This is a genomic window from Pseudomonas sp. LAIL14HWK12:I10 (assembly GCF_900184205.1).
GTDB lineage: Bacteria > Pseudomonadota > Gammaproteobacteria > Pseudomonadales > Pseudomonadaceae > Aquipseudomonas > Aquipseudomonas kermanshahensis.
The window spans coordinates 597287-621911 of record NZ_FXWU01000003.1; the positions used below are offsets into that span (position 1 = coordinate 597287).

Genomic DNA, 24625 nt, shown 5'->3' on the forward strand with positions numbered 1-24625 from the left:
CTGCCAGTGCGGTGCCCCAAGAATAGGCATCTAAATCTTCTAGGTTCGGCAACGAGCTAAACACTTGTCACGGCCCATACACTGGGCCGTACTTTTTTGAGTGACATTGAATGGCAGCTGGAGTCGAAGTACGCGGCAACCACGTCCGCGTGTATTTCCGTTACCAGGGTGAACTGTGCCGGGAAACCATCCCCGGCGATGCCTCGCCCGCAAACTTGGCCAACGCTGAGCGTCTGGTCGGTATCATCAACTACGAGATCGAGGCCGGCACGTTCAACTATGCCCGGCACTTCCCTGAATCTCCACGCGTCAAGACCAACACCCTCGGCCATTACATCGATCTGTGGTTGGAAATAAAGGGCAATCAGATGGCAGCCAGTGGCTTCGCGATGTACCGCAGCCGCACTGAGAAGCACATTCGCCCACGCTGGGGCGATCAACAGGCCGACCGGATCGATCACCTGGACATCCAGCATTGGGTGCAAACCGTGTTGATGCCCAAGCTGCACAACAAGACCGTGCGCGAAATCGTCAGCCACCTGCGCCAGATCTTCCAGCTATACCGCACCAGGAACCGCTTCGCCTTCGACCCCACCGATGGAATCACCATCTCACTGCCCGACGCCGATGACCCGGACCCGTTTACCCGGGAGGAAATCACGGCGATCCTCACCCAGCAGACTGACCGAGAGCAGGAAATCAACCTGACGGAGTTCATGATCTGGACTGGGCCGCGTGTCAGCGAAGCGATGGCCCTTGCCTGGGAGGACGTCGACCTGGTGGCTGGTACAGTGGAGATTCGCCGCGCGCGGGTGGCCGGCCAGTACAAAGTGACCAAGACCCGGCGCTCAACACGCAAGGTCAAGCTGCTCGCTCCAGCCCTGCGCGCCCTGCAGGCGCAAGCCAAGTTCACCCAGAACCTGCCAGCAGAACTGATCGAGGTCGTCGATCGCGACAATCGGACGGTGCGAGAGCAGCGCGTGCGCTTTGTCTTCCACAACAGCGCCACCAACGAGCCGTACCGCTCTTCCGATGTTCTGCGACATGGTTGGTGGATCACGCACCTGGAGAAAGCCGGCGTTCGCCAGCGCGGGCCGAACACCTGCCGGCACACGTTCGCCAGCCAGATGCTGAGCAGCGGTATCGCTACGCCTGAGTGGATTGCGGACCAGATGGGGCACACGTCGACGGCGATGATCTTCAAGCACTACGCGAAGTGGATCAGCGAGGACGGCCCGGATGTGGTGGGATTGTTGAATCAGGCGCTCAGGTTGATCTGAACGCACAAAAAAAGGGGCCGCAAGGGCCCCTTTCTTCTGCCTGTCATTCCCAAAGTGTTCCCAAAATGCTCCCATTTGAGGGTAAAGCAGCGGCGAACATCAATGAAATCAAGCACTTGTATGGCGGAAGCGTAGAGATTCGAACTCTAGGATAGTTGCCCATCGACGGTTTTCAAGACCGTTGCCTTAAACCACTCGGCCACGCTTCCAGCTCGTTTTGCGGCCGCCATAATACCGTAATGAAACACGCTGTCAAACTCTCTGTGTCGCGGGTTGCAGGACGTCTGATAGACTCCTAGCATCTGAACGTCTGAAACCACAGGTTTACCAAGGAGCCTCGCCATGCGCGAACAGGATTACGCCGTACACCACGGCCAGCAGGTCGAGCAGCAGGAGATCAGCAAAGTCCTGCGCAACACGTACAGCCTGCTGGCACTCACCCTCGCCTTCAGCGGTGTCATGGCCTTCGTGGCCCAGCAGATGCGCGTCGGCTACCCGAACGTGTTCGTGGTGCTGATCGGCTTCTACGGGTTGTTCTTCCTCACCAACAAACTGCGTGATTCGGCCTGGGGCCTGGTGTCCACCTTCGCCCTCACCGGTTTCATGGGCTTCATCCTCGGCCCTATCCTCAACCGTTACCTGGGCATGGCCGGTGGCGCTGAAGTGGTCAGCTCGGCATTCGCCATGACCGCACTGGTGTTCGGTGGCCTGTCGGCCTATGTGCTGATCACCCGCAAGGACATGAGCTTCCTCAGCGGCTTCATCACGGCAGGCTTCTTCGTGCTGCTGGGTGCGGTGGTTGCCAGCTTCTTCTTCCAGATCAGCGGCCTGCAACTGGCGATCAGCGCTGGCTTCGTGCTGTTCTCGTCGGTCTGCATTCTGTTCCAGACCAGCGCGATCATCCATGGCGGCGAGCGCAACTACATCATGGCGACCATCAGCCTGTATGTATCGATCTACAACCTGTTCGTCAGCCTGCTGCAGCTGTTCGGCATCATGGGCCGCGACGACTGATACTGCGCCTCATGGAAAAGCCCGCTTCGGCGGGCTTTTTTGTGCGCCAAAGACTGACTTAAAAGTCAGCTTATTGAGCGAACAGACACCGATCATGCTGCCATCGTGCTTGCCACTACCCCAATTGCGCTTCAGCCCGTAGAATGCGCTCCTTTTTTCTTCCGGGGCGGCTTTCTGCAATGAGCTCACACGAACACAGCCCAGGCGCATCGGCGCCTGCCAATGAACTGGTGCTGGGTCTTGAGGACAAGCCACGGCTGCTGATCGGCCTGCTGGCGGCGCTGCAGCACCTGCTGGCGATCATCGTGCCGATCGTGACACCTGGCCTGCTGATTTGTCAGGCGTTGGGTGTTTCGGCGCGGGACACCAACCTGATCGTATCCATGTCGCTGGTGATCTCCGGCATCGCCACCTTCGTTCAGTGCAAGCGCTTCGGGCCGTTTGGCGCGGGGTTACTGATTGTTCAGGGCACCAGCTTCAACTTCGTCGGGCCGTTGATTGCTGGCGGTGCATTGATGGTCAAGCAAGGCACGCCGGTAGAAGGCGTAATGGCGGCCATTTTTGGCGTGGTGATCGCAGGCTCCTTCGTGGAGATGGGCGTGTCGCGTATCCTGCCGTTCGTCAAACGCCTGATCACGCCACTGGTGACCGGCATCGTCGTGCTGATGATCGGCCTGACCCTGATCAAGGTCGGCCTGATCAGCATGGGCGGCGGCTTTGGCGCGATGGCCAACGGCACCTTCGCCAATGGCGAAAACCTGCTGCTGTCGGGCGTGGTGCTGGCGATCATCGTCATTCTCAACCGCATCCCGGTGGTATGGATGCGCAGCTGCGCTATCGTCATCGCCTTGGCGGTGGGCTATGCGCTGGCCGGCTACCTCGGCCGCCTGGACTTCACCGGCATGCACGAGGCTGCGCTGTTCCAGGTGCCCACGCCGCTGCACTTTGGCCTGAGCTTCTCGTGGGCGCTGTTCATTCCGATGCTGGTGATCTACCTGGTGACATCGCTGGAAGCCATTGGTGACGTTACCGCCACCAGCAAGGTCTCGCGCCAACCGGTCGAAGGCCCGGTGTGGATGCAGCGGATCAAAGGCGGCGTGCTGGTCAACGGCGCCAACTCGCTGCTGGCCGGCTTGTTCAACACCTTCCCCAGCTCGATCTTCGCCCAGAACAACGGCGTTATTCAGCTGACCGGCATCGCCAGCCGCCATATCGGCATCTGGATCGCTGTGATGCTGGTGCTGTTGGGCCTGTTCCCGACGGTTGCTGGAGTGATCCAGGCGGTACCGGAGCCGGTACTGGGTGGCGCGGCCATGGTGATGTTCGGCGCGGTAGCGGCCTCGGGTATCAACATCCTGGCCAGCACGCAGCTGGACCGTCGCGCCCTGCTGATCATTGCTGTGTCGCTGGCCTTGGGCCTGGGCGTGGCCCAAGTGCCTGAGTTCCTGGCCCACATGCCGGCGGCAATCCGCAATGTGCTGGAGTCGGGCGTCGCCACCGGCGGTATCTGCGCCCTGGTGCTGAACTGGTTCCTGCCAGAGAGCAAAGAGCGCGCCTGACCCTTCAACGCCTCGCTGAACAGCCCACCCCCTCTGCACAAGGCTACGAGGTCCTTGTATGAGCGGGGATGGGCTTTTTTGCTTTATCATGGCGGCATTCCTTTGCATGAGTTGTCCATGAAATTCGCTATCGCGGTTTTTTCCCCGGCCCATGCGCCCTCCTCGCGCCGCGCCCTGCGCTTTGCCGAGGCGGTGCTGGCCGGCGGGCATGAGGTTGCCCGGTTGTTCTTCTATCAGGACGGGGTACACAGTGCCTCGGCCAACGTGGTAACGCCCCAGGATGAGCTGGATGTCGCGGCCCAATGGCGCACCTTCATCGACCAGCACCAGTTGGACGCGGTGGTGTGCATTGCCGCTGCGTTGCGCCGTGGCGTGCTCGACGAGGCCGAAGCCAGCCGCTATCAACGGCCGGCCGCGAACTTGCCCAAGCCCTGGGAGCTGTCCGGGCTCGGCCAACTGCACGAGGCGGCGCAGAGTGCCGATCGGCTGATCTGCTTCGGAGGCGATTGAAATGGCCAAGTCCTTGTTGATCATCAGCCGCCAGGCACCCTGGAACGGCCCATCGGCCCGTGAGGCGCTGGACATCGCACTGGCCGGTGGCGCGTTCGACCTGCCGCTGGGCATGCTGTTCCTGGACGATGGCGTATTCCAGCTCGCCCCGGGCCAGCAACCCGCAGCCCTGCAACAGAAGAACCTGGCGGCCAACCTGCAGGCTTTGCCGATGTTCGGCGTCGAAGCGCTCTTCGCCTGCAGCCATAGCCTGCGCCAGCGCGGCCTCGCCGCCGACACCCTGGCGCTACCGGTGCAGGTGCTAGACGACGCGGCACTGACCGCATTGATCGCCCGTTTTGACCAGGTGGTAACGCTGTGATGACAACCCTGCATGTAATTGCCCACTCGCCCTTCGGCGACGACCGCCTGGCCAGTTGCCTGCGCCTGCTCGGCGCCGACGATGCACTGCTGCTGTGCGGCGACGCGGTCTATGCACTGCACGCCGACAGCGAGCCCCAGCAGCTGCTGCAAGCCGCCGCGCTCGAGCAGCGTTTGTTCGCCCTCGAAGAAGACCTGCACGCCCGCGCGGTCGCCAACGACCTGGCCAAGCCTGTGGACTATGCTGCATTCGTAGAGCTGTCGCTGCATTACGACAAGGTCAACAGCTGGCTATGAGTACGCTGAACGTTGGCGATCAAACGATTGCCCTGGACAAGGACGGCTTTCTGGTCGACCTGCAAGACTGGTCCCCTGCCGTCGCCGATGCCCTCGCCACACGTGAAGGCATCCCGCTGACCGCTGACCACTGGGAAATCCTCGAGCTGCTGCGCCAGTTCTACCAGGAATTCCAGCTTTCGCCGGCCACACGCCCGCTAATCAAGTACACCGCGCTGAAGCTGGGCCCTGAAAAGGGCAACAGCCCGCACCTGAACCGCCTGTTCAACGGCACTCCTGCCAAACTTGCCGCCAAGCTGGCGGGCCTGCCCAAGCCGACCAACTGCATATGATCGAACCACGCCCGCTCACCCTGGAAACACCCGCCGAACACCCGTTCGCCGAATTCGTGCGCATCCTTGGCAAAGGCAAGCGCGGCGCGCGCGGCCTGACCCGCGAAGAAGCCCGCGCGGCCATGACCTTGCTGCTGGAAGGCAAAGTCGAGGACACCCAGCTCGGTGCCTTCCTCATGCTGCTGCGGCACAAGGAAGAAAGCGCCGATGAACTGGCCGGTTTCACCGAGGCCCTGCGCGCGCACTTGCAAGCGCCGCACATTGCCGTGGACCTGGACTGGCCCACGTACGCGGGCAAGAAGCGCCACCTGCCCTGGTACCTGCTGGCGGCCAAGTGCCTGGCCAACAACGGGGTGCGCATCCTGATGCATGGCGGCGGCGCCCACACCGCCGGGCGCATGTTCACTGAACAACTGCTCGAACAGCTGCAGATTCCGCTGTGCCGCGACTGGGCGGCTGTCAGCACCGCGCTCGACCAGCAGCGGCTGGCGTTTTTCCCGTTGCAGGACTGGGCACCCCAGTTGCAACGCATGATTGACCTGCGCAACACCTTGGGCCTGCGCTCGCCAATTCACTCCTTGGCTCGGGTACTGAACCCGCTGGGTGCGCGCTGCGGCCTGCAGAGCATCTTCCACCCTGGCTACCAGGCGGTGCACCGTGAAGCTAGCCGCCTGCTCGGCGACCATGCCGTGGTGATCAAGGGCGATGGCGGCGAGATCGAGGTCAATCCCGATGTCATCAGCCATCTCTATGGCACTACAGCGGGCGAGGCCTGGGATGAAGAGTGGCCAGCCCTGAGCGAACGCCGCCATGTCAAACCACCGAGCCTGCAGCCGCAGCAACTGCTCGCCGTGTGGCAGGGCGAAGCCGAAGACAGCTACGGCGAAGTGGCCGTGGTCGCCACCATGGCCCTGGCCTTGCGCGGGCTGGGGCAGAACCGTGACGACGCCTTCGCCACAGCGCGTCGCTACTGGAGCGAACGCAACGCATCGATTTAATCGATTAAAGACCCCGAGTCTTTGCGCTATTTATTCGAACGATATTCCCTAGACTGGGCTCCAACGACAAACAACTTTGTTCCAGGAGCTCAACATGGGCCTTTTGATCGACGGACGCTGGCACGACCAGTGGTATGAAACCGGCAAAGACGGGGCCTTCAAACGCGAAAACGCCCAGCGCCGCAACGCGTTGCCCGCACCCGAGGCCGGCCGTTATCACCTGTACGTGTCACTGGCTTGCCCATGGGCGCACCGCACCCTGATTTTCCGTGCACTCAAGGGCCTGTCGCCGCTCATCGATGTGTCGGTGGTGAGCTGGCTGATGCAAGAGAATGGCTGGACCTTCGACCAGCAGCAGGGCTCCACCGGCGACCACCTCGATGCACTCGAATTCCTGCACCAACGCTACACCCAGGATGACCCGCACTACACCGGGCGCGTTACCGTGCCGGTGCTGTGGGACAAAAAAGAGAAGCGTATCGTCAACAACGAATCGGCCGAGATCATCCGCATCTTCAACAGCGCCTTCGACGAGCTGACCGGCAACCGCCTGGACCTCTACCCCGAGCCCTTGCGCCCGGCGATCGAAGCGCTGAACGAACGGATCTACCCCGCAGTGAACAATGGCGTCTACCGCGCAGGCTTCGCCACCACGCAAGAGGCCTACGAGGCCGCGTTTGACGACGTGTTCAATGAGCTGGATTATCTGGAAGACGTGCTGAGCCGCAATCGCTACCTTGCTGGCGAGTACCTCACCGAGGCGGATGTACGACTGTTCACTACGCTGGTGCGCTTTGATGCGGTGTACCACGGGCACTTCAAGTGCAACCTGCGACGCCTGAGCGACTACCACAACCTGTCAAACTGGCTGCGCGAAGTGTACCAGTGGCCGGGGGTGGCGCAGACGGTGGATATGGAGCATATCCAGAAGCATTACTACATGAGCCACAAGACCATCAACCCGAATGGGATCGTGCCTAAAGGGCCATTGCAGGACTTTGGTCTGGCGCATGATCGGGAGCGGTTGGTGGGCCAGGGAATCTGGGTTAACCGGTGACACAGCGGGGCTGCTTTGCAGCCCTTCGCAGCACAAGGCTGCTCCTACAGCTCCGGCGCACGCCTGTGTAGGAGCAGCCTTGTGCTGCGAAGGGCCGCAAACGGCCCCACCCGTTTCAGCTATGTTGCGAACCTTCAAACCACGCCAGCTTCTCACGCAACTGCACCACTTCCCCCACAATCACCAGGGTCGGCGCATGCACTTCATGCTGGGCGACAAGCGCCGGCAAATCCGCCAGGGTACCCGTAAACACCCGTTGATTGCGCGTAGTGCCTTGCTGCACCAGCGCCGCTGGCGTACTGGCCGCACGCCCATGACGAATCAGTTCGGCGCAAATGGTCGGCAAGCCTACCAACCCCATGTAGAACACCAGGGTTTGCGCCGGTGCCACCAGGTCATCCCAAGGCAAATTGCTGGTGCCATCCTTGAGGTGCCCGGTCACGAAGCGCACCGATTGGGCGTAATCGCGATGGGTCAGCGGGATGCCGCCATAGGCTGAGCAACCACTGGCCGCGGTAATGCCGGGCACCACCTGGAAGGGGATGCCCTGCTCGGCCAGCTGTTCGATCTCCTCGCCACCACGGCCAAAGATGAACGGATCGCCACCCTTGAGGCGCAGCACGCGCTTGCCCTGCTTGGCCAAGTCGACCAGCAGGCGGTTGATCTGATCCTGCGGCACGGCATGGTCAGCGCGGCGCTTGCCGACGTAGATACGCTCGGCATCACGCCGGCACATGTCGATGATGGCCGGGGCCACCAGGCGGTCGTACAGCACCACATCGGCCTGCTGCATCAGGCGCAAGGCGCGGAAGGTCAACAAGTCCGGATCGCCCGGCCCTGCCCCCACCAGATACACCTCACCGCCCTGCTGCACCGGCGCGCCATCGACCATGGCCTGCAACAGGCGTTCGGCCTCAGCACCCTGCCCGGCCAGCTGACGCTCGGCAATCGGGCCCTGGAAGACATTTTCCCAAAAGCCGCGACGCTGGTTGACGTCTGGGTACAGGCGTTTGACCTGGTGCCGGAACCGCGCCGCCAGCCCGGCCAGTTCGCCGTAGGCCGAAGGGATCCACGCTTCCAGCTTGGCGCGAATCAAACGCGCCAGCACGGGCGCATCACCCCCACTGGAGACTGCCACCACCAACGGCGAGCGGTCGACGATGGCCGGGAAGATCACCGTGCACAGGGCCGGCGCGTCCACCACGTTGACCGGCAGGTTGAGCGCCTGGGCATCGGCCGACACCTGGGCGTTCAGCCCAGCGTCATCAGTGGCCGCGATCACCAGCCGGCAGCCGACCAGGTCGGGCGCCTGATAGCCGCGCACCAAGACCTCACCGCCACCTTCCCGGGCCAGTGCGGCCAGTTGGCCGTCAACCTCGGGCGCCACCACGCGCAGCGCGGCGCCGGCATCCGCCAGCAGGCGCGCTTTGCGCAAGGCAATTTCACCGCCGCCGACGACCAGTACCCGGCCGCCCTGCAGCTTGTGGAACAGTGGCAGGTAATCCATTTAGCGGATGACCTCGACACCACCCATGTACGGCTTGAGCACCTCAGGCACACGGATCGAACCGTCGGCCTGCTGGTAGTTCTCCAATACCGCCACCAGGGTGCGGCCTACTGCCAGGCCGGAACCGTTGAGGGTATGCACCAGCTCTGGTTTGCCGGTTTCCGGGTTGCGCCAGCGGGCTTGCATGCGACGCGCCTGGAAATCACCGCAGTTGGAGCAGGAGCTGATCTCGCGGTACTTGTCCTGGCTCGGTACCCACACTTCCAGGTCGTAGGTTTTCACCGCACCGAAGCCCATGTCGCCGGTGCACAGCGCCAGTACCCGGTAGGGCAGTTCCAACAGCTGCAGCACGCGCTCGGCGTTGCCGGTCAGGCCTTCGAGGGCTTCCATCGACTTGGATGGCTCGACTACCTGGACCATTTCGACCTTGTCGAACTGGTGCTGGCGGATCATGCCACGGGTGTCACGGCCCGATGCGCCGGCTTCACTGCGGAAGCAAGGCGTGTGGGCGACCAGCTTGAGCGGCAGTTGCTTGGCATCAAGGATTTCACCGGCAACCAAGTTGGTCAGCGAAACCTCGGCGGTTGGGATCAGGTAGAAGTCAGCTTCGCCTTCGCGGCTGATCTTGAACAGGTCTTCCTCGAACTTCGGCAGCTGGCCGGTGCCCTGCAGGGCCGGCGCTTGTACCAGGTACGGGGTGTAGTGCTCTTCGTAGCCGTGCTCGCCGGTGTGCAGGTTGATCATGAACTGCGCCAGGGCGCGGTGCAGACGGGCAATCGGGCCACGCAGCACGGCAAAGCGGGCGCCAGACAGCTTGGCTGCCGCTTCGAAGTCCAGGCCACCGCTGATTTCGCCCAGGGCGACGTGGTCTTTGATTTCGAAGTCGAAGGCCTTAGGGGTGCCCCAGCGGCGTACTTCAACGTTGTCGTCTTCGCTGGCACCAACCGGCACGCTGGCGTCCGGCAGGTTAGGAATGGTCAGCAGGATGCCATCCAGCTCAGCCTGGATGCCGTCCAGCTCGACTTTGCCTGCGGCCAGCTCATTGGCCATGCGCTCGACGTCGGCCATCAGCGGCGCGATATCTTCGCCCTTGGCCTTGGCCTGGCCGATGGACTTGGAACGGGCGTTACGCTCGGCCTGCAGTTGCTCGGTGCGCGTCTGCACGGCCTTGCGGCGCTCTTCCAGTGATTCGATGCGCGCGACATCCAGGCTGAAGCCACGGGAGGCCAGGCGATCCGCCACTTCCTGAAGTTGGCCGCGTAACAGTTTGGAATCGAGCATATCGTTCTCTCGTTATGTGTAGGTGTTGGTTCAGAATCGGGTCAAGGACAGGCCGGCCCACGTCGCGAGCAGCCCGCCCACCACGCTGATACCGGTATAGCCCAAAGCCAGGGGCATCTGCCCGCTTTCCATGAGGCGTACGGTATCGAGCGAAAAGGAGGAAAACGTGGTTAAGCCGCCCAGGAAACCGACGATCAGGCCCGCGCGCAGCTCGACCGGCACCATGGGCTTGTGCAAAAACAGGCCATACAGCAGGCCGATCAACAAGCAGCCGATCAGATTGACGGCCAGCGTACCGAGATAGAAGTGCCGTGGCCAGTGGGCGACCACCCAGTTGGTGGTCGCAAAGCGCAGCAAAGTACCCGCGATACCGCCTGCACTGACGGCAGCGATCAGTGCAATCATGGTTTTCTCCGTTGCCGGGGGCTGCTGCGATCCAGCTCGGCCAGGTGCCGTAGCTTCTCGCCGATCTTCAGCTCCAGGCCGCGGGGCACGGGTTGGTAATACTGGCGAGGCTCGAGTTGGTCAGGGAAGTAGTCTTCACCTGCCGCGTAGGCATCGGGCTCGTCATGGGCATAGCGGTATTCGTCGCCGTAGCCCAATTGCTTCATCAACTTGGTCGGGGCGTTGCGCAGGTGCAGCGGCACTTCCAGCGAACCATGCTCGGCCGCCTCGCGTAGGGCAGTCTTGAAGCCCATGTACACTGCATTGCTCTTTGGCGCACAGGCGATGTAGGTGATGGCCTGGGCCACGGCCAGCTCACCCTCGGGGCTGCCCAGGCGCTCTTGCACGTCCCACGCCGACAGGCACAGGCTCAGGGCACGAGGGTCGGCGTTGCCGATGTCTTCGCTGGCCATGCGCACCACGCGGCGGGCGATGTACAGCGGGTCGCACCCCCCATCGAGCATACGCGCGAACCAGTACAGCGCGGCATCGGGGTTGGAGCCACGCACCGACTTGTGCAACGCCGAGATCTGGTCATAGAACGCCTCGCCGCCCTTATCGAAGCGCCGACGGCTGTCACCGAGCAGGCTTTGCAGCAGCTCGACGCCAATTTCGCTGCCATCTTCAGCCAGGTCCGAGGCGTTTTCGAGAAAGTTGAGCATGCGCCGGCCATCGCCGTCGGCGGCAGCCATGAGCATCTTGAAGGCCTCGTCGCCCACCTGCAGGTTGTGCTTGCCCAGGCCGCGCTCTTCGCTCAAGGCACGGTCGACGAGCTTGCGCAGCGCCGGCTCGTCCAAGCTCTTGAGCACGTACACCCGCGCGCGCGAAAGCAACGCATTGTTGAGCTCGAAGGACGGGTTTTCGGTGGTGGCGCCAATGAAGATCAGCGTGCCATCTTCCACGTAGGGCAAAAAGGCGTCCTGCTGCGACTTGTTGAAGCGGTGCACTTCGTCGACGAACAGGATGGTGCGACGGCCATACTGGGCCGCCTGCTGCTTGGCCACCTCGACCGCCTGGCGAATCTCCTTGACCCCTGCCAGTACCGCCGAGACCGTTTCGAAGTGCGCGTCACAGAACTGCGCCAGCAGCCGCGCCAAGGTGGTCTTGCCCACCCCGGGCGGCCCCCAGAAGATCATCGAGTGCAACGCCCCCTGCTCCAGCGCCTCGCGCAGCGGCTTGCCGCGCGCCAGCAGGTGCTCCTGGCCAACGTACTCGTCCAGGTTGGACGGGCGCAGGCGAGCAGCCAGGGGCTGGGCGACGGGTTCGCTTCGAAACAGGTCCATCACGGGCTCCGGTTACTCCTGGATGATATCCGCGCCTTTCGGGACATCGAACTTGAACTTGCTGTCAGGCACCGCCTGGTTGGCCTTCACCCCACTGAACAGGATGTTTGTCCGCTGGCCGACGCTGTCGATCAGCTGCATGTCATTGATCAGGCCCTTGCGGAACGACACGCGCAGGGAGTCGAACAAGGTGTCCTTGGTTTTCGGCTTCAAGGTGAAATCCATGACTTCGCCCTGCTCCTTGGACGCGATGTCGAAGCTTTGGCTGATCTTCGACACGTCACCGGACAGCAGCAGCGCCGGGGTCTGGTTCAGGCGTACATCAAGCTTCTTGATGGTGGCCTGCTCAAGGTCCGGGTCCCACAGGGTGACCATCTTGCCATCAGACACCACCACCTGCTCCTGCGGGGCATCGGTGTGCCAGTAGAACAGGCCCGGGCGCTTGACGGTCATCTGGCCCTTGGTCTCCTGCAGGCTGGTGCCGTCGGCACCCAGCGTCAGCTGAGAGAAATTGGCATCGATCGTCTGCGACTTTTCCAGCAACTGGGTCAGGCGCTTCACGTCCAACTCGCCGGCATGGGCCGACACAGAGCCCATGGCCAGGGCAGAAACCAACAGCATGCGAATCGCGCGCATGGAAATCCTCGTAGGACAGTAAATGAGCCAGGCGCCGATCAGGCGCCCGGCAAGGTGTTCATCAATCGCGCGGGCCGCCTGGGGCTATCACTTCCCGCGAGCCGTTGCTGTTCATCGGGGTGACCACGCCGGCCATCTCCATTGCCTCGATCATGCGTGCGGCACGGTTGTAGCCGATCTTCAGCTTGCGCTGCACAGCGGAAATGGAGGCACGGCGGCTCTCGAGCACGAACTGCACGGCTTCATCATACAGTGCATCGCTTTCCGAATCGTCGCCGTCACCACCACCGCCGCCACCTTCGAAGCCGCTGCCGGCCTCTTCGACGCCGTTGAGGATGTCGTCGTTGTAGTCCGGCGCGCCACGCAGCTTCCAGGCTTCCACCACGCGGTGCACTTCGTCATCGGAAACGAACGCACCGTGCACGCGGATCGGCAGGCTGGTACCGGGCGGCATGTACAGCATGTCACCGTGACCGAGCAACTGCTCGGCGCCACCCTGGTCGATGATGGTGCGGGAGTCGATCTTGCTCGACACCTGGAACGCCATGCGCGTCGGGATGTTGGCCTTGATCAGGCCGGTGATCACGTCAACCGACGGGCGCTGGGTGGCGAGGATCAGGTGAATACCGGCGGCCCGCGCTTTCTGGGCGATACGGGCGATCAGTTCTTCGACCTTCTTGCCGACGATCATCATCATGTCGGCGAATTCGTCGACCACCACCACGATGGTCGGCAGGGTCTTCAGCGCGGGTGGCTCGTCGTCCATGCTCTCGCGACGGTACAGCGGGTCGTGGATGACCTCGCCGGCCTCCTGAGCGTCCTTGATCTTGCGGTTGAAGCCGCCCAGGTTACGCACGCCCATCGCGGCCATCAGCTTGTAGCGGCGCTCCATCTCGGCGACGCTCCAGCGCAGCGCGTTGGCGGCGTCCTTCATGTCGGTGACCACCGGGCACAACAGGTGCGGGATGCCTTCGTAGATCGACAGTTCGAGCATCTTCGGGTCGATCATGATCAGCCGCGCGTCTTCCGGGCCGGACTTGAACAGGATCGACAAGATCATCGCGTTCACACCCACCGACTTACCAGAACCGGTAGTACCGGCCACCAGCAGGTGCGGCATCTTGGCCAGGTCGGTGATCACCGGTTTGCCACCGATGTCATGGCCCAAGGCCAACGCAACCGGCGACTTCGACTCGTCGAACTGCGGCGACGAAAGCACTTCAGAGAAGCGCACCATCTGCCGATTTTCGTTAGGGATCTCGATACCCACGGTGGTCTTGCCCGGGATCACCTCGACCACGCGCACGCTGGTCACCGCCAGCGAGCGCGCCAGGTCCTTGGCTAGGTTGGCGATACGGCTGACCTTGACCCCTGCCGCGGGCTGGATTTCGTAGCGGGTAATGACTGGGCCTGGGTGGATGGAGTCCACCGAGACTTCCACGCCGAATTCCTTGAGCTTGATTTCCAGCAGCTGGCCAACACCGGCCAGGGATTCTGGCGAGTACTCGATCTTTTTCTGCTCGGCCGGATCGAGAATGGAGATCGACGGCAACGTGCCTTCCACAGCGCTGTCGACGAAAAGCGGGGTCTGTTTTTCCTTCATCACCCGCTTGCTCGGCTCTGGCGCCTTGGCCGGGGCTGGCGGGATGATCACTGGCGCCGCAGGTTGCTCGCGGGGCACCACTGTCTCGCGCGCCACCACGGGTTCGCGTGTTGGGGCAGGCCGGGCGGGCGCCTCTTCGCGCTCGACGCTACGCTCACGCAGCTGAGGTTTGACCGGCTCGCGCTTCTGCGCAGCCGCTGGCGCGGTGTTGAAACTCGGTTCATCCACCTCACGCAACTGCGCCTCCAGGCGCTTGCGCTCGTTGCGGGCTTCCCACCAGCGGTTGGCGGCGCCTTGCACCAGCTCGAACAGGTCGAGGGTGATCTTGCCGGTAAGGTCCATCACTTTGAACCAGGACAGGTCGGTGAACACCGTCAGGCCAAACAGGAACAGGGCAATGAACATCAACGTGCTGCCCTGCACGTTCAACAGGCTGCGCGCCAGTTCGCCCAGGCTTTCGCCGAGGGCACCGCCCGCGGAGAACGGAATGCTCGCCGGCGGGTGGAAATGGATATGCGCCAGGGCTGCGCCCGACAGCACCAGGAACACCAGCCCGATCAGGCGCCAGGAGAACAGCCAGCCGCTCCACTCCCAGGGTTGGTGGCGCTCGCGGAAGATCTGCCAAGTCTTGATCGCCAGCAACAGCGGGAAGATGTAGGCGAAATAGCCCAGCACCATGAACAGGATGTCGGCGAAGTAGGCCCCTGCTCGCCCGGCGGCGTTTTGCACCTGGTCAATGTTGCTGGTGTGGCTGAAGCCAGGGTCGGAAGTGTCGTAGGTCAGCAGCGCCATCCACAGGTACAGGCACAGGGCGCCGACAGCGATCAACGCACCTTCCTTGAGACGATAGTGCAGCTGCTGCCGCCACATAGGCACTGGCAAGGGAGCTGGAGTTGCGGTGGATTTCTTCAAAACGCGTCTATTCCTGCGCGTGCTGCGCGTCCAATAGTGATCGGCCGGTGTTTGGCCAATGAACCACTACTTTTAACATTACTGCCCGCCAGCCGCCATGGCGGCGCGCCGCACATGGGCTTGAGGGGGCTGCTTTCACTTAGCTGCAATTTGAGCATGCATTTTCTTTTGTGACAAAGGCTTATGCTGTGTTTTTGCACAGGTGTGACAGCAAATGTCCCGGATGGTGCCTGAGGCCTCATGAATGTGTAGGAAAATGCCTAAAGGGCTGCCTGCGGTATGGCGAATGAACCGCAGTGATTGACCCTGCTTTTCAGCCACGCCATGCTGACCACTCCCCTCCCCCACCGCACGATAGACCATGCTTACCTGGCTGACCCGCGACTCGCTGACCTTTCCGCCCCTGGAAAAGGCCCTGCACGAACCCAACGGCTTGCTCGCCGCCGGCGGCGACCTGAGCCCCGAGCGCCTGGTGCAGGCCTATCGCCACGGCTGCTTCCCCTGGTACCAGGACGGCCAGCCGATCCTCTGGTGGTCACCCAACCCTCGCACCGTGCTGCTGCCAGACGAACTGCACGTCTCGCGCTCGCTGGCCAAGTTCATGCGCCAGGGCCACTACCAGGTCAGTTTCGACACCGACTTCGCCGGCGTGATCGCCGCCTGCGCCGCGCCGCGTGACTACGCCGACGGCACTTGGATCACCGACACCCTGCGCGCGGCCTACTGCGAGCTGCACCGGCTCGGCTACGCCCACTCGGTGGAGGTGCGCCAGGACGGTGAGCTGGTCGGCGGCCTGTACGGCCTGGCCATGGGCCGCCTGTTCTTCGGCGAATCGATGTTCAGCCGCGCCGACAATGCCTCCAAGGTCGGCTTCGTGACGCTGGTCGCACACCTGCGCCAGGCCGGTTTTGTGCTGATCGACTGCCAGATGCCGACCAACCACCTGCACAGCCTGGGCGCGCGCGCCATCAGCCGCGCCGACTTTGCCGACTACCTGGCACGCTACCTCGACCAGCCCAACAGCGCTACCTGGGTTCCCTAGGCGAGTTCTCAGAGCTGGCTTACACTTAAGGCAAAGTCTCACCGAAGGGGTTGATCATGACAGAGTTGGCGCGGTTGAAGTTTTATGCCACTCAACCCCACTCCTGCAGCTACCTGCCCGAGGAGCAGGCAACCACGCTGTTTCTCGACCCCAGCCAGCCAATGGACGTGAACGTGTACGCCGACCTGTCGGAGATGGGTTTTCGGCGCAGTGGCGATCACCTGTACCGCCCCCATTGCCAAAACTGCAACGCCTGTGTGCCAGCACGCATTCCGGCGGCGCGCTTCATCCCCAACCGCCAGCAACGGCGCATTCTCAAGCGCAACGCCGACTTGACCGTGACCGCCGCACGCCCGGCGTTCAAGGAAGAGTATTTCGACCTGTACCGGCGCTACATCGAAACCCGTCATGCCGACGGCGACATGTACCCGCCCAGCCGTGATCAGTTTTCCACCTTCCTGGTACGTGACCTGCCCTTCTGCTGGTTCTACGAGTTCCGCCTGGCAGGGCGCCTGCTGGCGGTGGCGGTATGCGACCTGCTGCCCAACGGCTTGTCAGCGGTCTACACCTTCTACGAGCCCGACGAAGAGCGCCGCAGCCTGGGCCGTTTCGCCATCCTCTGGCAGATCACCGAAGCCCTTCGGCAGAACCTGGAGGCGGTTTACCTCGGGTACTGGATCAAGAACTGCAAGAAGATGAACTACAAGACCCAGTATCGCCCCATCGAGCTGCTGATCAACCAGCGCTGGGTCACCCTCAACTGAAAGCATTGGCTTGAAATACTATTTTCCGGCATAATCCACGCCACTTTTTTGCCCGGTGCGGTTATGCGTCGGGCCAACACTGGACACCGAGGGCTCAACTGCATGTCGAAAGAAGACAGCTTCGAAATGGAAGGTACTGTCGTCGACACCCTGCCCAACACCATGTTCCGCGTGGAGTTGGAAAACGGGCACGTCGTAACCGCGCACATCTCCGGAAAGATGCGCAAGAACTACATCCGTATTCTCACTGGCGACAAGGTCCGCGTCGAACTGACACCTTACGACCTGAGCAAAGGCCGCATCACGTATCGTGCGCGCTAAGCCCAAGCCATGAAAAAGCCCGGCCAAGTGCCGGGCTTTTTTGTGCCTTCAAGAATGGCTGGGGCTGCTTTGCAGCCCATTCGCAGCGCAAGGCTGCTCCTACCTGGGAATGTGACACCCTGTAGGAGCAGCCTTGCGCTGCGAATGGGCCGCAAAGCGGCCCCCGCTGTCACGCCACCTCAGCCGTGGTCTCGAAGTCGAACACCAACTCGCCATCGCGCAAGTCGACGTGCACCACGCCGCCATGCTCGGCCAGCTCACCGAACAGGATCTCTTCAGCCAGCGGCCGCTTGATCTTGTCCTGAATCAGCCGCGCCATCGGCCGTGCACCCATCTGCACATCGTAGCCCGACGCCGCCAGCCAGCCGCGCGCTTCATCACTGACCTCCAACAGCACACGTTTATCTTCCAGCTGCGCCTGCAGTTCGATAAGGAACTTGTCGACGATGCTCTTGATGGTTTCGTGGCTCAGGCGGCCAAACTGGATGATGGTGTCCAGGCGGTTGCGGAACTCCGGCGTGAAGCTCTTGCGAATGACTTCCATCGCATCGGACGCATGGTCCTGATGGGTAAACCCGATCGAAGCCCGCGCCGCAGTCTCGGCCCCGGCGTTGGTGGTCATGATCAGGATCACGTTACGGAAGTCTGCCTTGCGCCCGTTGTTGTCGGTCAGCGTGCCGTGGTCCATCACCTGCAGCAGCAGGTTGAAGACTTCAGGGTGCGCCTTCTCGATTTCGTCCAGTAGCAACACGCAATGCGGCTGCTTGGTGATCGCCTCGGTCAACAGGCCACCCTGGTCGAACCCGACATAACCTGGCGGTGCACCGATCAAGCGCGAAACGGTATGCCGCTCCATGTACTCAGACATGTCGAAGCGCACCAGCTCCACACCCAGCGCCTTGGCCAACTGCCGCGCCGCTTCGGTCTTGCCGACACCGGTAGGCCCGGCGAACAGGAACGAACCCACCGGCTTGTCGGGCGCCTTGAGCCCCGCACGGGACAGCTTGATCGCCGTCGCCAGCGAGTCGATGGCCGCGTCCTGCCCGAACACGGTCAGCTTCAGGTCACGCTCAAGGTTGCGCAGCAGCTCCTTGTCGGAACTGGTGACATGCTTCGGCGGAATCCGCGCGATCTTGGCGACAATGTCTTCGACTTGTGGCACTTCGATACGCTTGACTCGGTTTGCCTCAGGCTGCAGGCGCTGGTAGGCACCCGCCTCGTCGATCACGTCGATGGCCTTGTCCGGCATGTGCCGGTCGTTGATGTAGCGCGAGGCCAGCTCTGCAGCGGCGCGCAGGGCTTCATCGCTGTACTCGATGTTGTGGTGGCTCTCGAACCGGCCCTTGAGCCCGCGCAGGATCCCCACGGTGTCTTCCACCGAAGGCTCGCTGACATCGACCTTCTGGAAACGCCGTGCCAGGGCACGGTCCTTCTCGAAGATGCCGCGGAATTCCTGGAAGGTGGTCGAACCGATGCAGCGAATGTCGCCAGACGACAGCAGCGGCTTGAGCAGGTTGGACGCATCCATGACCCCACCGGAAGCCGCACCGGCGCCGATGATGGTGTGGATCTCGTCAATGAACAGGATCGCCTGCGGGCGTTTGCGCAGTTCGCCGAGCAGCGCCTTGAAGCGCTTCTCGAAGTCGCCGCGGTACTTGGTACCGGCCAGCAGTGCACCCAGGTCGAGGGAATACACCACGCTCTGGGCCAGCAGGTCAGGCACCTGGCCGTCGACGATACGCTTGGCCAGGCCTTCGGCGATGGCGGTCTTGCCCACCCCGGCCTCACCGACCAGCAGCGGGTTGTTTTTGCGCCGGCGCGCCAGGATCTGCGCAACACGCTCGACTTCCTGCTCACGCCCCACCAGCGGGTCGATGCGACCGGCACGTGCCAGTTCGTTCAGGTTGCTGGCATAGGCATCCAGCGGGTTGCTCGACGATGACGTTTCGCCACCGTCCTCGTCCTGCATCTCCTGGTCGCCTTCGGTGTTGGGGCCATGGCCCGGCACCTTGGAAATACCGTGAGCGATGTAGTTGACCACGTCGATACGGGCCACGCTCTGCTGCTTGAGCAGGAACACGGCCTGGCTTTCCTGTTCGCTGAAGATCGCCACCAGCACATTGGCGCCGGTCACTTCGCGCTTGCCGGAGCTCTGCACATGGAACACGGCACGCTGCAGCACACGCTGGAAGCCCAGGGTAGGCTGGGTTTCGCGGTCTTCGTCGTTAACCGGAATCAGGGGTGTGGTGGAATCGATGAACTCTTGCAGGTCGTGCTTGAGTTTGTCGAGATTGGCGCCACAGGCGCGCAGAACGGTCGCAGCAGCCTCATTGTCAAGGAGTGCCAGCAGCAGATGTTCGACGGTCATGAACTCATGACGCTTCGAACGAGCCTCCTTGAAGGCCAGATTGAGGGTGACTTCGAGCTCGCGGTTTAACATAGCTTCACCTCATACCCAAGTGGTCGGCGATTAACCGTCCTTCTCGATTTCACAGAGTAGCGGATGCTGGCTTTCCCTGGCGTATTGGTTGACCTGCATGGCCTTTGTTTCGGCGATGTCACGGGTAAACAATCCGCACACTGCCCGCCCCTCGGTATGGACGGTCAGCATGATCTTGGTCGCCAGCTCGCGGTTCAGACTGAAGAACGTCTCGAGCACTTCGACGACGAAATCCATTGGTGTGTAGTCATCGTTGAACAAAACCACCTTGTACATCGGTGGCGCCTGCAGGATCGGCTTGGCTTCCTGGACAGCAAGACCTGAGCCGTCGTCCTCATTCGATTGCGGGCGATCCTGATTGAATGTTAGTCGAATCTCACTAGGTGCATGCATGGAAAGAATTTCATCATGATCGACAGGTTAAAGTTGTGGGTTGAGCGCAAAGTCAGCCTCCGGCGCACGCGCCGCATGACCTTGACTATCGGCAAAACGGTGTTACAACCAATAAGAACCCACCGTGGTCGATAAAGATCCGCGCAGTCAACCAGATTTTTCGCATGGTTCGTATGCGGATGAAGTGGATGATACTCCAGTGATGGAGTCCTTTGCAGAGGGACATAGGGATGGCAAGCGGTAAAGTCAAGTGGTTCAACAATGCCAAGGGCTACGGATTCATCAACGAGGAAGGTAAATCCGATGACCTTTTCGCTCATTACTCGGCCATCCAGATGGACGGATACAAGACGCTGAAGGCTGGCCAGTCCGTGGAGTTCGACATCATCCAGGGCCCCAAAGGCCTGCACGCGGTCAACATAAAGGACGCCGCTGCCGCTGCGGCTGCCAAGGCCCAAGGCCAGACCGCAAGCGAAACCGCCAGAGCCTGACCACTGCTCCGTGTGGGTATACGAAAAAACCGGTCGCCTCTTTAGCCAGGCGACCGGTTTTCTCTTGCCTCACATATGCTTGATCATCTCATCGCCAAAGCCCGAGCTGCCCACCAACGTCGCCCCGTCCATCAGGCGTTCGAAGTCATAGGTCACGGTCTTGGCGGCAATCGCGCCATTGGTGCCCTTGATGATCAGGTCGGCCGCCTCGGTCCAGCCCATGTGGCGCAGCATCATCTCTGCAGACAGAATCACTGACCCCGGGTTGACCTTGTCCTGCCCGGCGTACTTGGGCGCGGTGCCGTGGGTGGCCTCGAACATGGCCACGGTATCCGACAGGTTGGCACCCGGCGCAATGCCAATACCACCCACCTCTGCCGCCAGGGCGTCGGACAGGTAGTCGCCATTGAGGTTGAGGGTGGCGATCACGTCGTATTCAGCTGGGCGCAGCAGGATCTGCTGGAGCATGGCGTCGGCGATGGCATCCTTGACGATGACCTCACGCCCAGTCTTGGGGTTTTTGAACGTCATCCAGGGGCCGCCGTCGAGCAGCTCGGCAGCAAACTCGTCGCGGGCCACCTCGTAGCCCCAATCCTTGAAGGCCCCTTCGGTGAACTTCATGATGTTGCCCTTGTGCACCAGGGTCAGCGACTCGCGGTCGTTGTCCACCACGTATTGCAGAGCCTTGCGCACCAAGCGCTTGGTACCCTCGCGGGAAACCGGTTTGACGCCGATACCGCAGTCCTGGTCGAAACGGATCTTGGTGACGCCCATTTCCTCCTTGAGGAACTTGATCACCTTGTTCGCCTCAGGCGAGCCGGCTTTCCATTCGATGCCGGCGTAGATGTCTTCGGAGTTTTCGCGGAAGATCACCATGTCGACATCGCCCGGTTTTTTCACCGGGCTCGGCACGCCCTGGAACCACACCACCGGGCGCAGGCACACGTACAGGTCAAGCTGCTGGCGCAACGCCACGTTCAGCGAGCGGATACCGCCCCCAACCGGCGTGGTCAGCGGGCCCTTGATCGACACCACGTACTCGCGCACCGCATCGAGGGTTTCCTGCGGCAGCCAGGTGTCCTGGTCATAGACCTGGGTGGCCTTCTCGCCCGCGTACACCTCCATCCAGGCAATCTTGCGCTTGCCGCCGTAGGCCTTCTGCACGGCGGCGTCCACGACCTTGATCATCACCGGCGAGACATCGACGCCAATCCCATCGCCTTCGATATAAGGAATGATGGGGTTATCGGGCACATTGAGCGAATGGTCTGCATTGACGGTGATCTTGGTGCCGTCGGTCGGAACCTTGATTTTCTGGTATCCCATGCTTGCACTACTCCGCTTTCGGGTGTGATTGGACATCCTGCAATCCAATGAGCCTAAACCACATCTGCTGACCTGCAAGGGCTGCGACATCGCGCCACATTGCCCCTACGTCTTTGGTCTTATAAATGGCGCCGATGTCACTTGGCCTTGCTGATTAGCCCAAAGGGTTTGATATACTCCGCCGCGACCGAAGGGTCATTGGGGCGATCCCTAGGAAAATGCGGCTCGCCCTTGGCCAAGAACGGCCACAAAGCCTGGGCTGTTACCGCAGCTCAGCACTTGACGCTCGACTGATGCATCCACCATCACCGCTCGCAGCCTCTCGACTTTCCGCTCATGGCGTCGCCAGGGCGAAGCGCCTACCCTGCGCACCTCGAGACTCGAGTACGCTCAGCACATAGAGAGTTAACCCGCATGCCCACCCGTTCCAAGATCATCTATACCTTCACCGACGAAGCCCCCGCCCTCGCCACCTACTCGCTGCTGCCGATCGTCGAAGCGTTCACCGCTTCCGCTGACATCGCCGTCGAAACTCGCGACATCTCCCTGGCCGGCCGTATCCTCGCGGCATTCCCGGAGCAACTGGGCGCCGAGAAGCAAGTAGGCGATCACCTGGCGGAACTGGGCCAACTGGCTACTACGCCTGAAGCGAACATCATCAAGCTGCCGAACATCAGCGCCTCGGTACCGCAGCTCAAGGCCGCGATCAAGGAACTGCAAGGCAAGGGCTTCAACATCCCTGACTACGCCGATGAGCCGTCCACCGAGGCCGAAAAAGAATCTCGCGCCCGTTACGACCGCATCAAAGGCAGCGCCGTTAACCCGGTACTGCGCGAAGGCAACTCTGACCGCCGCGCGCCGCTGTCGGTCAAGAACTACGCACGCAAGCACCCGCACAAGATGGGCGCCTGGGCTGCCGACTCGCAGTCGCACGTTGCCCACATGACCCAAGGCGACTTCTACGGCAGCGAAAAGGCCGCCCTGATCGAGGCTGACGACAGCCTGCGCATCGAGCTGGTCGCCAAAGACGGCACCACCACCGTCCTGAAAGCCAAGACCGCGGTCAAGGCTGCCGAAATCGTCGACTGCGCGACCATGAGCCGCAAAGCCCTGAAAGCCTTCATCGCCGAGCAGATCGCCGATGCCAAGGCCTCCGGCGTGCTGCTGTCGGTGCACCTGAAAGCCACCATGATGAAGGTCTCCGACCCGATCATGTTCGGCGTCATCGTCGAAGAGTTTTATAACGACGTGCTGGCCAAGCACGCCGCTGCACTGGCTGAAGTAGGCTTCAACGCCAACAACGGCATCGGCGACCTGTACGCCCGCATCAAGGACCTGCCAGCTGACAAGCAGGCCGAGATCGAAGCCGACATCCAGGCTCTGTACGCCGTTCGCCCGGCCCTGGCCATGGTCAACTCCGACAAAGGCATCACCAACCTGCACGTACCGAGCGACGTCATCGTCGACGCCTCGATGCCGGCCATGATCCGTGACTCGGGCAAGATGTGGAACACCGCCGGCGAGCTGCAAGACGCCAAGGCGATCATCCCGGACCGCTGCTACGCCGGCATCTATCAGGCCACCATCGAAGACTGCAAAGTCAACGGTGCCTTCGACCCGACCACCATGGGCAGCGTACCGAACGTTGGCCTGATGGCGCAGAAAGCCGAAGAGTACGGCTCCCACGACAAGACCTTCCAGATCCAGGCCGATGGCGTGGTTCGTGTGGTCGATGGCAAAGGCCAGGTCGTGCTGCAGCAGAACGTCGAAGCCGGTGACATCTTCCGCATGTGCCAGACCAAAGACGCGCCGATCCAAGACTGGGTCAAGCTGGCCGTCAACCGTGCCCGCCTGAGCAACACCCCGGCGGTGTTCTGGCTGGACCCGGCTCGCGCCCACGACGGCGTGATGATCGAGAAAGTCCAGAAGTACCTGAAGGATCACGACACCGCTGGCCTGGACATCCGTGTCCTGGCACCGGTCGATGCCATCAAGTTCTCCCTGGCTCGCATCCGCGAAGGCAAGGACACCATCTCGGTGACCGGCAACGTGCTGCGCGACTACCTGACCGACCTGTTCCCGATCATGGAGCTGGGCACCAGCGCCAAGATGCTGTCGATCGTCCCGCTGATGAACGGCGGTGGCCTGTTCGAAACCGGCGCTGGCGGTTCGGCACCGAAGCACGTGCAGCAGCTGGTTGAAGAGAACTTCCTGCGTTGGGACTCGCTGGGTGAATTCCTGGCCCTGGCCGCTTCCCTGGAGCACCTGGGCAACACCTACGACAACCCGCGCGCCAAAGTCCTGGCCAACACCCTGGACCAGGCCACCGGCAAGTTCCTCGACACCAACAAGTCGCCTTCGCGCAAAGTCGGTGGTATCGACAACCGCGGCAGCCACTTCTACCTGACCCTGTACTGGGCCGAGGCCCTGGCTGCTCAGGCTGACGACGCCGCCCTGCAGGCGCGCTTCGCACCGCTGGCAAAAGCCCTGGCCGAGAACGAAGCGACCATCGTCGCCGAGCTCAACGCCGTTCAAGGCAAGCCGGCCGACATCGGTGGCTACTACGCCCCGAATGCCGAGCTGACTGCCAAGGTGATGCGCCCAAGCCAGACCTTCAACAGCGCCATTGCCGCCCTGTAAGGTCCGCTTGAAGTAACCCCACAAACCCCGGCCACGCACCGGGGTTTGTGCTTTCTGGATCTTGGGGGCTGCTTTGCAGCCCATCGCCGGCAAGCCACCACAGGCAATGTGCATACCCTGAGATGTATGCATCAC

The 24625-nt window shown here is 62.0% G+C and carries 22 protein-coding genes, 1 tRNA gene and 1 pseudogene; 14 read left to right on the forward strand and 10 right to left on the reverse strand.

Annotation, left to right across the window (positions count from 1 at the left end; translation table 11 throughout):
* The first annotated feature begins 110 nt into the window (after positions 1-110).
* Positions 111-1280, forward strand: a complete 1170-nt coding sequence (locus QOS90_RS09945) for a site-specific integrase (RefSeq protein WP_085273011.1) — start codon at positions 111-113, stop codon at positions 1278-1280.
* Between the two features lie 121 nt (positions 1281-1401).
* On the opposite strand, the gene QOS90_RS09950 is transcribed toward QOS90_RS09945, so the two are convergent.
* Positions 1402-1489: transfer RNA gene (locus QOS90_RS09950), tRNA-Ser, on the reverse strand.
* Positions 1490-1622: 133 nt separating this feature from the next.
* Between QOS90_RS09950 and QOS90_RS09955 the strand changes: the two genes are divergently transcribed.
* The 8 genes from QOS90_RS09955 (at position 1623) to QOS90_RS09990 (ending at position 7407) form a co-directional block, all read left to right on the forward strand.
* On the forward strand, positions 1623-2294 hold the full coding sequence (locus tag QOS90_RS09955) for a Bax inhibitor-1/YccA family protein (protein WP_003251184.1): 672 nt from the start codon (positions 1623-1625) through the stop codon (positions 2292-2294).
* A 179-nt stretch (positions 2295-2473) separates the two neighbouring features.
* Positions 2474-3853 (forward strand): nucleobase:cation symporter-2 family protein, encoded by a 1380-nt coding sequence (locus QOS90_RS09960; RefSeq protein WP_085273009.1) that lies wholly within the window; start codon positions 2474-2476, stop codon positions 3851-3853.
* A gap of 117 nt (positions 3854-3970) precedes the next feature.
* Positions 3971-4363 carry a sulfurtransferase complex subunit TusD gene (gene tusD / locus QOS90_RS09965; protein ID WP_085273008.1) on the forward strand — a complete coding sequence of 131 codons (393 nt, stop codon included), beginning with the start codon at positions 3971-3973 and terminating at the stop codon, positions 4361-4363.
* Between the two features lies 1 nt (position 4364).
* On the forward strand, positions 4365-4724 hold the full coding sequence (tusC, locus tag QOS90_RS09970) for a sulfurtransferase complex subunit TusC (RefSeq protein ID WP_027592722.1): 360 nt from the start codon (positions 4365-4367) through the stop codon (positions 4722-4724).
* Positions 4724-5020 (forward strand): sulfurtransferase complex subunit TusB, encoded by a 297-nt coding sequence (gene tusB / locus QOS90_RS09975; RefSeq protein WP_085273007.1) that lies wholly within the window; start codon positions 4724-4726, stop codon positions 5018-5020. The genes tusC and tusB overlap by 1 nt, the downstream gene beginning before the upstream one ends.
* Positions 5017-5352 (forward strand): TusE/DsrC/DsvC family sulfur relay protein, encoded by a 336-nt coding sequence (locus tag QOS90_RS09980; protein ID WP_085273006.1) that lies wholly within the window; start codon positions 5017-5019, stop codon positions 5350-5352. Before tusB ends, QOS90_RS09980 begins: the two co-directional genes overlap by 4 nt.
* Positions 5349-6350: a glycosyl transferase family protein gene (locus QOS90_RS09985; RefSeq protein ID WP_085273005.1), complete on the forward strand. Its 1002-nt coding sequence runs from the start codon at positions 5349-5351 to the stop codon at positions 6348-6350. The genes QOS90_RS09980 and QOS90_RS09985 overlap by 4 nt, the downstream gene beginning before the upstream one ends.
* Before the next feature lie 94 nt (positions 6351-6444).
* On the forward strand, positions 6445-7407 hold the full coding sequence (locus QOS90_RS09990; protein ID WP_085273004.1) for a glutathione S-transferase family protein: 963 nt from the start codon (positions 6445-6447) through the stop codon (positions 7405-7407).
* Positions 7408-7522: 115 nt separating this feature from the next.
* Here QOS90_RS09990 and cysG read toward each other — a convergent pair whose 3' ends face one another.
* The 6 genes from cysG to QOS90_RS10020 form a co-directional block, all read right to left on the reverse strand.
* Positions 7523-8914: a siroheme synthase CysG gene (gene cysG / locus QOS90_RS09995; protein ID WP_027592727.1), complete on the reverse strand. Its 1392-nt coding sequence runs from the start codon at positions 8912-8914 to the stop codon at positions 7523-7525.
* Entirely contained in the window at positions 8915-10195 is a 1281-nt protein-coding gene (gene serS, locus QOS90_RS10000; RefSeq protein ID WP_085273003.1) for a serine--tRNA ligase, read from the reverse strand.
* Positions 10196-10225: 30 nt separating this feature from the next.
* A complete protein-coding gene (gene crcB / locus QOS90_RS10005) occupies positions 10226-10600 on the reverse strand; it encodes a fluoride efflux transporter CrcB (protein WP_085273002.1) in 375 nt (124 codons plus the stop codon).
* Positions 10597-11922, reverse strand: coding sequence for a replication-associated recombination protein A (locus tag QOS90_RS10010; RefSeq protein WP_085273001.1), 1326 nt, complete (start codon positions 11920-11922; stop codon positions 10597-10599). The genes crcB and QOS90_RS10010 overlap by 4 nt, the downstream gene beginning before the upstream one ends.
* Positions 11923-11934: 12 nt before the next feature.
* The gene (gene lolA / locus QOS90_RS10015) at positions 11935-12558 is read right to left on the reverse strand and encodes an outer membrane lipoprotein periplasmic chaperone LolA (protein WP_027592731.1); all 624 of its coding nucleotides are present in this window, start codon (positions 12556-12558) and stop codon (positions 11935-11937) included.
* Positions 12559-12619: 61 nt separating this feature from the next.
* Positions 12620-15031: a DNA translocase FtsK gene (locus tag QOS90_RS10020; RefSeq protein ID WP_172960345.1), complete on the reverse strand. Its 2412-nt coding sequence runs from the start codon at positions 15029-15031 to the stop codon at positions 12620-12622.
* A 403-nt stretch (positions 15032-15434) separates the two neighbouring features.
* On the opposite strand from QOS90_RS10020, the gene aat reads away from it, so the two are divergent.
* The 3 genes from aat to infA all read left to right on the forward strand — a co-directional run bounded on the left by aat (position 15435) and on the right by infA (position 17200).
* On the forward strand, positions 15435-16115 hold the full coding sequence (aat, locus tag QOS90_RS10025; RefSeq protein WP_085272999.1) for a leucyl/phenylalanyl-tRNA--protein transferase: 681 nt from the start codon (positions 15435-15437) through the stop codon (positions 16113-16115).
* Positions 16116-16171: 56 nt separating this feature from the next.
* Entirely contained in the window at positions 16172-16879 is a 708-nt protein-coding gene (locus QOS90_RS10030; RefSeq protein ID WP_027592734.1) for an arginyltransferase, read from the forward strand.
* 102 nt (positions 16880-16981) lie between these two features.
* A complete protein-coding gene (gene infA / locus QOS90_RS10035; RefSeq protein WP_002553999.1) occupies positions 16982-17200 on the forward strand; it encodes a translation initiation factor IF-1 in 219 nt (72 codons plus the stop codon).
* Positions 17201-17369: 169 nt separating this feature from the next.
* On the opposite strand, the gene clpA is transcribed toward infA, so the two are convergent.
* Both clpA and clpS read right to left on the reverse strand, forming a co-directional pair.
* On the reverse strand, positions 17370-19640 hold the full coding sequence (clpA, locus tag QOS90_RS10040; RefSeq protein ID WP_027592735.1) for an ATP-dependent Clp protease ATP-binding subunit ClpA: 2271 nt from the start codon (positions 19638-19640) through the stop codon (positions 17370-17372).
* A gap of 30 nt (positions 19641-19670) precedes the next feature.
* Positions 19671-20033, reverse strand: a complete 363-nt coding sequence (gene clpS / locus QOS90_RS10045; RefSeq protein WP_003251220.1) for an ATP-dependent Clp protease adapter ClpS — start codon at positions 20031-20033, stop codon at positions 19671-19673.
* A gap of 230 nt (positions 20034-20263) precedes the next feature.
* On the opposite strand from clpS, the pseudogene cspD reads away from it, so the two are divergent.
* Positions 20264-20522: pseudogene (gene cspD / locus QOS90_RS10050) on the forward strand (cold shock domain-containing protein CspD); the annotation flags it as partial.
* 71 nt (positions 20523-20593) lie between these two features.
* On the opposite strand, the gene icd reads toward cspD, so the two are convergent.
* The gene (gene icd / locus QOS90_RS10055) at positions 20594-21850 is read right to left on the reverse strand and encodes an NADP-dependent isocitrate dehydrogenase (RefSeq protein WP_027592737.1); all 1257 of its coding nucleotides are present in this window, start codon (positions 21848-21850) and stop codon (positions 20594-20596) included.
* A gap of 414 nt (positions 21851-22264) precedes the next feature.
* On the opposite strand from icd, the gene QOS90_RS10060 reads away from it, so the two are divergent.
* The gene (locus QOS90_RS10060) at positions 22265-24490 is read left to right on the forward strand and encodes an NADP-dependent isocitrate dehydrogenase (RefSeq protein ID WP_027592738.1); all 2226 of its coding nucleotides are present in this window, start codon (positions 22265-22267) and stop codon (positions 24488-24490) included.
* Positions 24491-24625 lie beyond the last annotated feature (135 nt).

Excerpts from the sequence above, each read along its gene's own strand:
- QOS90_RS09945 (WP_085273011.1), top strand. The coding sequence starts at position 111 with ATGGCAGCTGGAGTCGAAGTACGCGGCAACCACGTCCGCGTGTATTTC.
- QOS90_RS09955 (WP_003251184.1), top strand. The coding sequence starts at position 1,623 with ATGCGCGAACAGGATTACGCCGTACACCACGGCCAGCAGGTCGAGCAG.
- QOS90_RS09960 (WP_085273009.1), top strand. The coding sequence starts at position 2,474 with ATGAGCTCACACGAACACAGCCCAGGCGCATCGGCGCCTGCCAATGAA.
- tusD (WP_085273008.1), top strand. The coding sequence starts at position 3,971 with ATGAAATTCGCTATCGCGGTTTTTTCCCCGGCCCATGCGCCCTCCTCG.
- tusC (WP_027592722.1), top strand. The coding sequence starts at position 4,365 with ATGGCCAAGTCCTTGTTGATCATCAGCCGCCAGGCACCCTGGAACGGC.
- tusB (WP_085273007.1), top strand. The coding sequence starts at position 4,724 with ATGACAACCCTGCATGTAATTGCCCACTCGCCCTTCGGCGACGACCGC.
- QOS90_RS09980 (WP_085273006.1), top strand. The coding sequence starts at position 5,017 with ATGAGTACGCTGAACGTTGGCGATCAAACGATTGCCCTGGACAAGGAC.
- QOS90_RS09985 (WP_085273005.1), top strand. The coding sequence starts at position 5,349 with ATGATCGAACCACGCCCGCTCACCCTGGAAACACCCGCCGAACACCCG.
- QOS90_RS09990 (WP_085273004.1), top strand. The coding sequence starts at position 6,445 with ATGGGCCTTTTGATCGACGGACGCTGGCACGACCAGTGGTATGAAACC.
- cysG (WP_027592727.1), bottom strand. The coding sequence starts at position 8,914 with ATGGATTACCTGCCACTGTTCCACAAGCTGCAGGGCGGCCGGGTACTG.
- serS (WP_085273003.1), bottom strand. The coding sequence starts at position 10,195 with ATGCTCGATTCCAAACTGTTACGCGGCCAACTTCAGGAAGTGGCGGAT.
- crcB (WP_085273002.1), bottom strand. The coding sequence starts at position 10,600 with ATGATTGCACTGATCGCTGCCGTCAGTGCAGGCGGTATCGCGGGTACT.
- QOS90_RS10010 (WP_085273001.1), bottom strand. The coding sequence starts at position 11,922 with ATGGACCTGTTTCGAAGCGAACCCGTCGCCCAGCCCCTGGCTGCTCGC.
- lolA (WP_027592731.1), bottom strand. The coding sequence starts at position 12,558 with ATGCGCGCGATTCGCATGCTGTTGGTTTCTGCCCTGGCCATGGGCTCT.
- QOS90_RS10020 (WP_172960345.1), bottom strand. The coding sequence starts at position 15,031 with ATGTGGCGGCAGCAGCTGCACTATCGTCTCAAGGAAGGTGCGTTGATC.
- aat (WP_085272999.1), top strand. The coding sequence starts at position 15,435 with ATGCTTACCTGGCTGACCCGCGACTCGCTGACCTTTCCGCCCCTGGAA.
- QOS90_RS10030 (WP_027592734.1), top strand. The coding sequence starts at position 16,172 with ATGACAGAGTTGGCGCGGTTGAAGTTTTATGCCACTCAACCCCACTCC.
- infA (WP_002553999.1), top strand. The coding sequence starts at position 16,982 with ATGTCGAAAGAAGACAGCTTCGAAATGGAAGGTACTGTCGTCGACACC.
- clpA (WP_027592735.1), bottom strand. The coding sequence starts at position 19,640 with ATGTTAAACCGCGAGCTCGAAGTCACCCTCAATCTGGCCTTCAAGGAG.
- clpS (WP_003251220.1), bottom strand. The coding sequence starts at position 20,033 with ATGCATGCACCTAGTGAGATTCGACTAACATTCAATCAGGATCGCCCG.
- icd (WP_027592737.1), bottom strand. The coding sequence starts at position 21,850 with ATGGGATACCAGAAAATCAAGGTTCCGACCGACGGCACCAAGATCACC.
- QOS90_RS10060 (WP_027592738.1), top strand. The coding sequence starts at position 22,265 with ATGCCCACCCGTTCCAAGATCATCTATACCTTCACCGACGAAGCCCCC.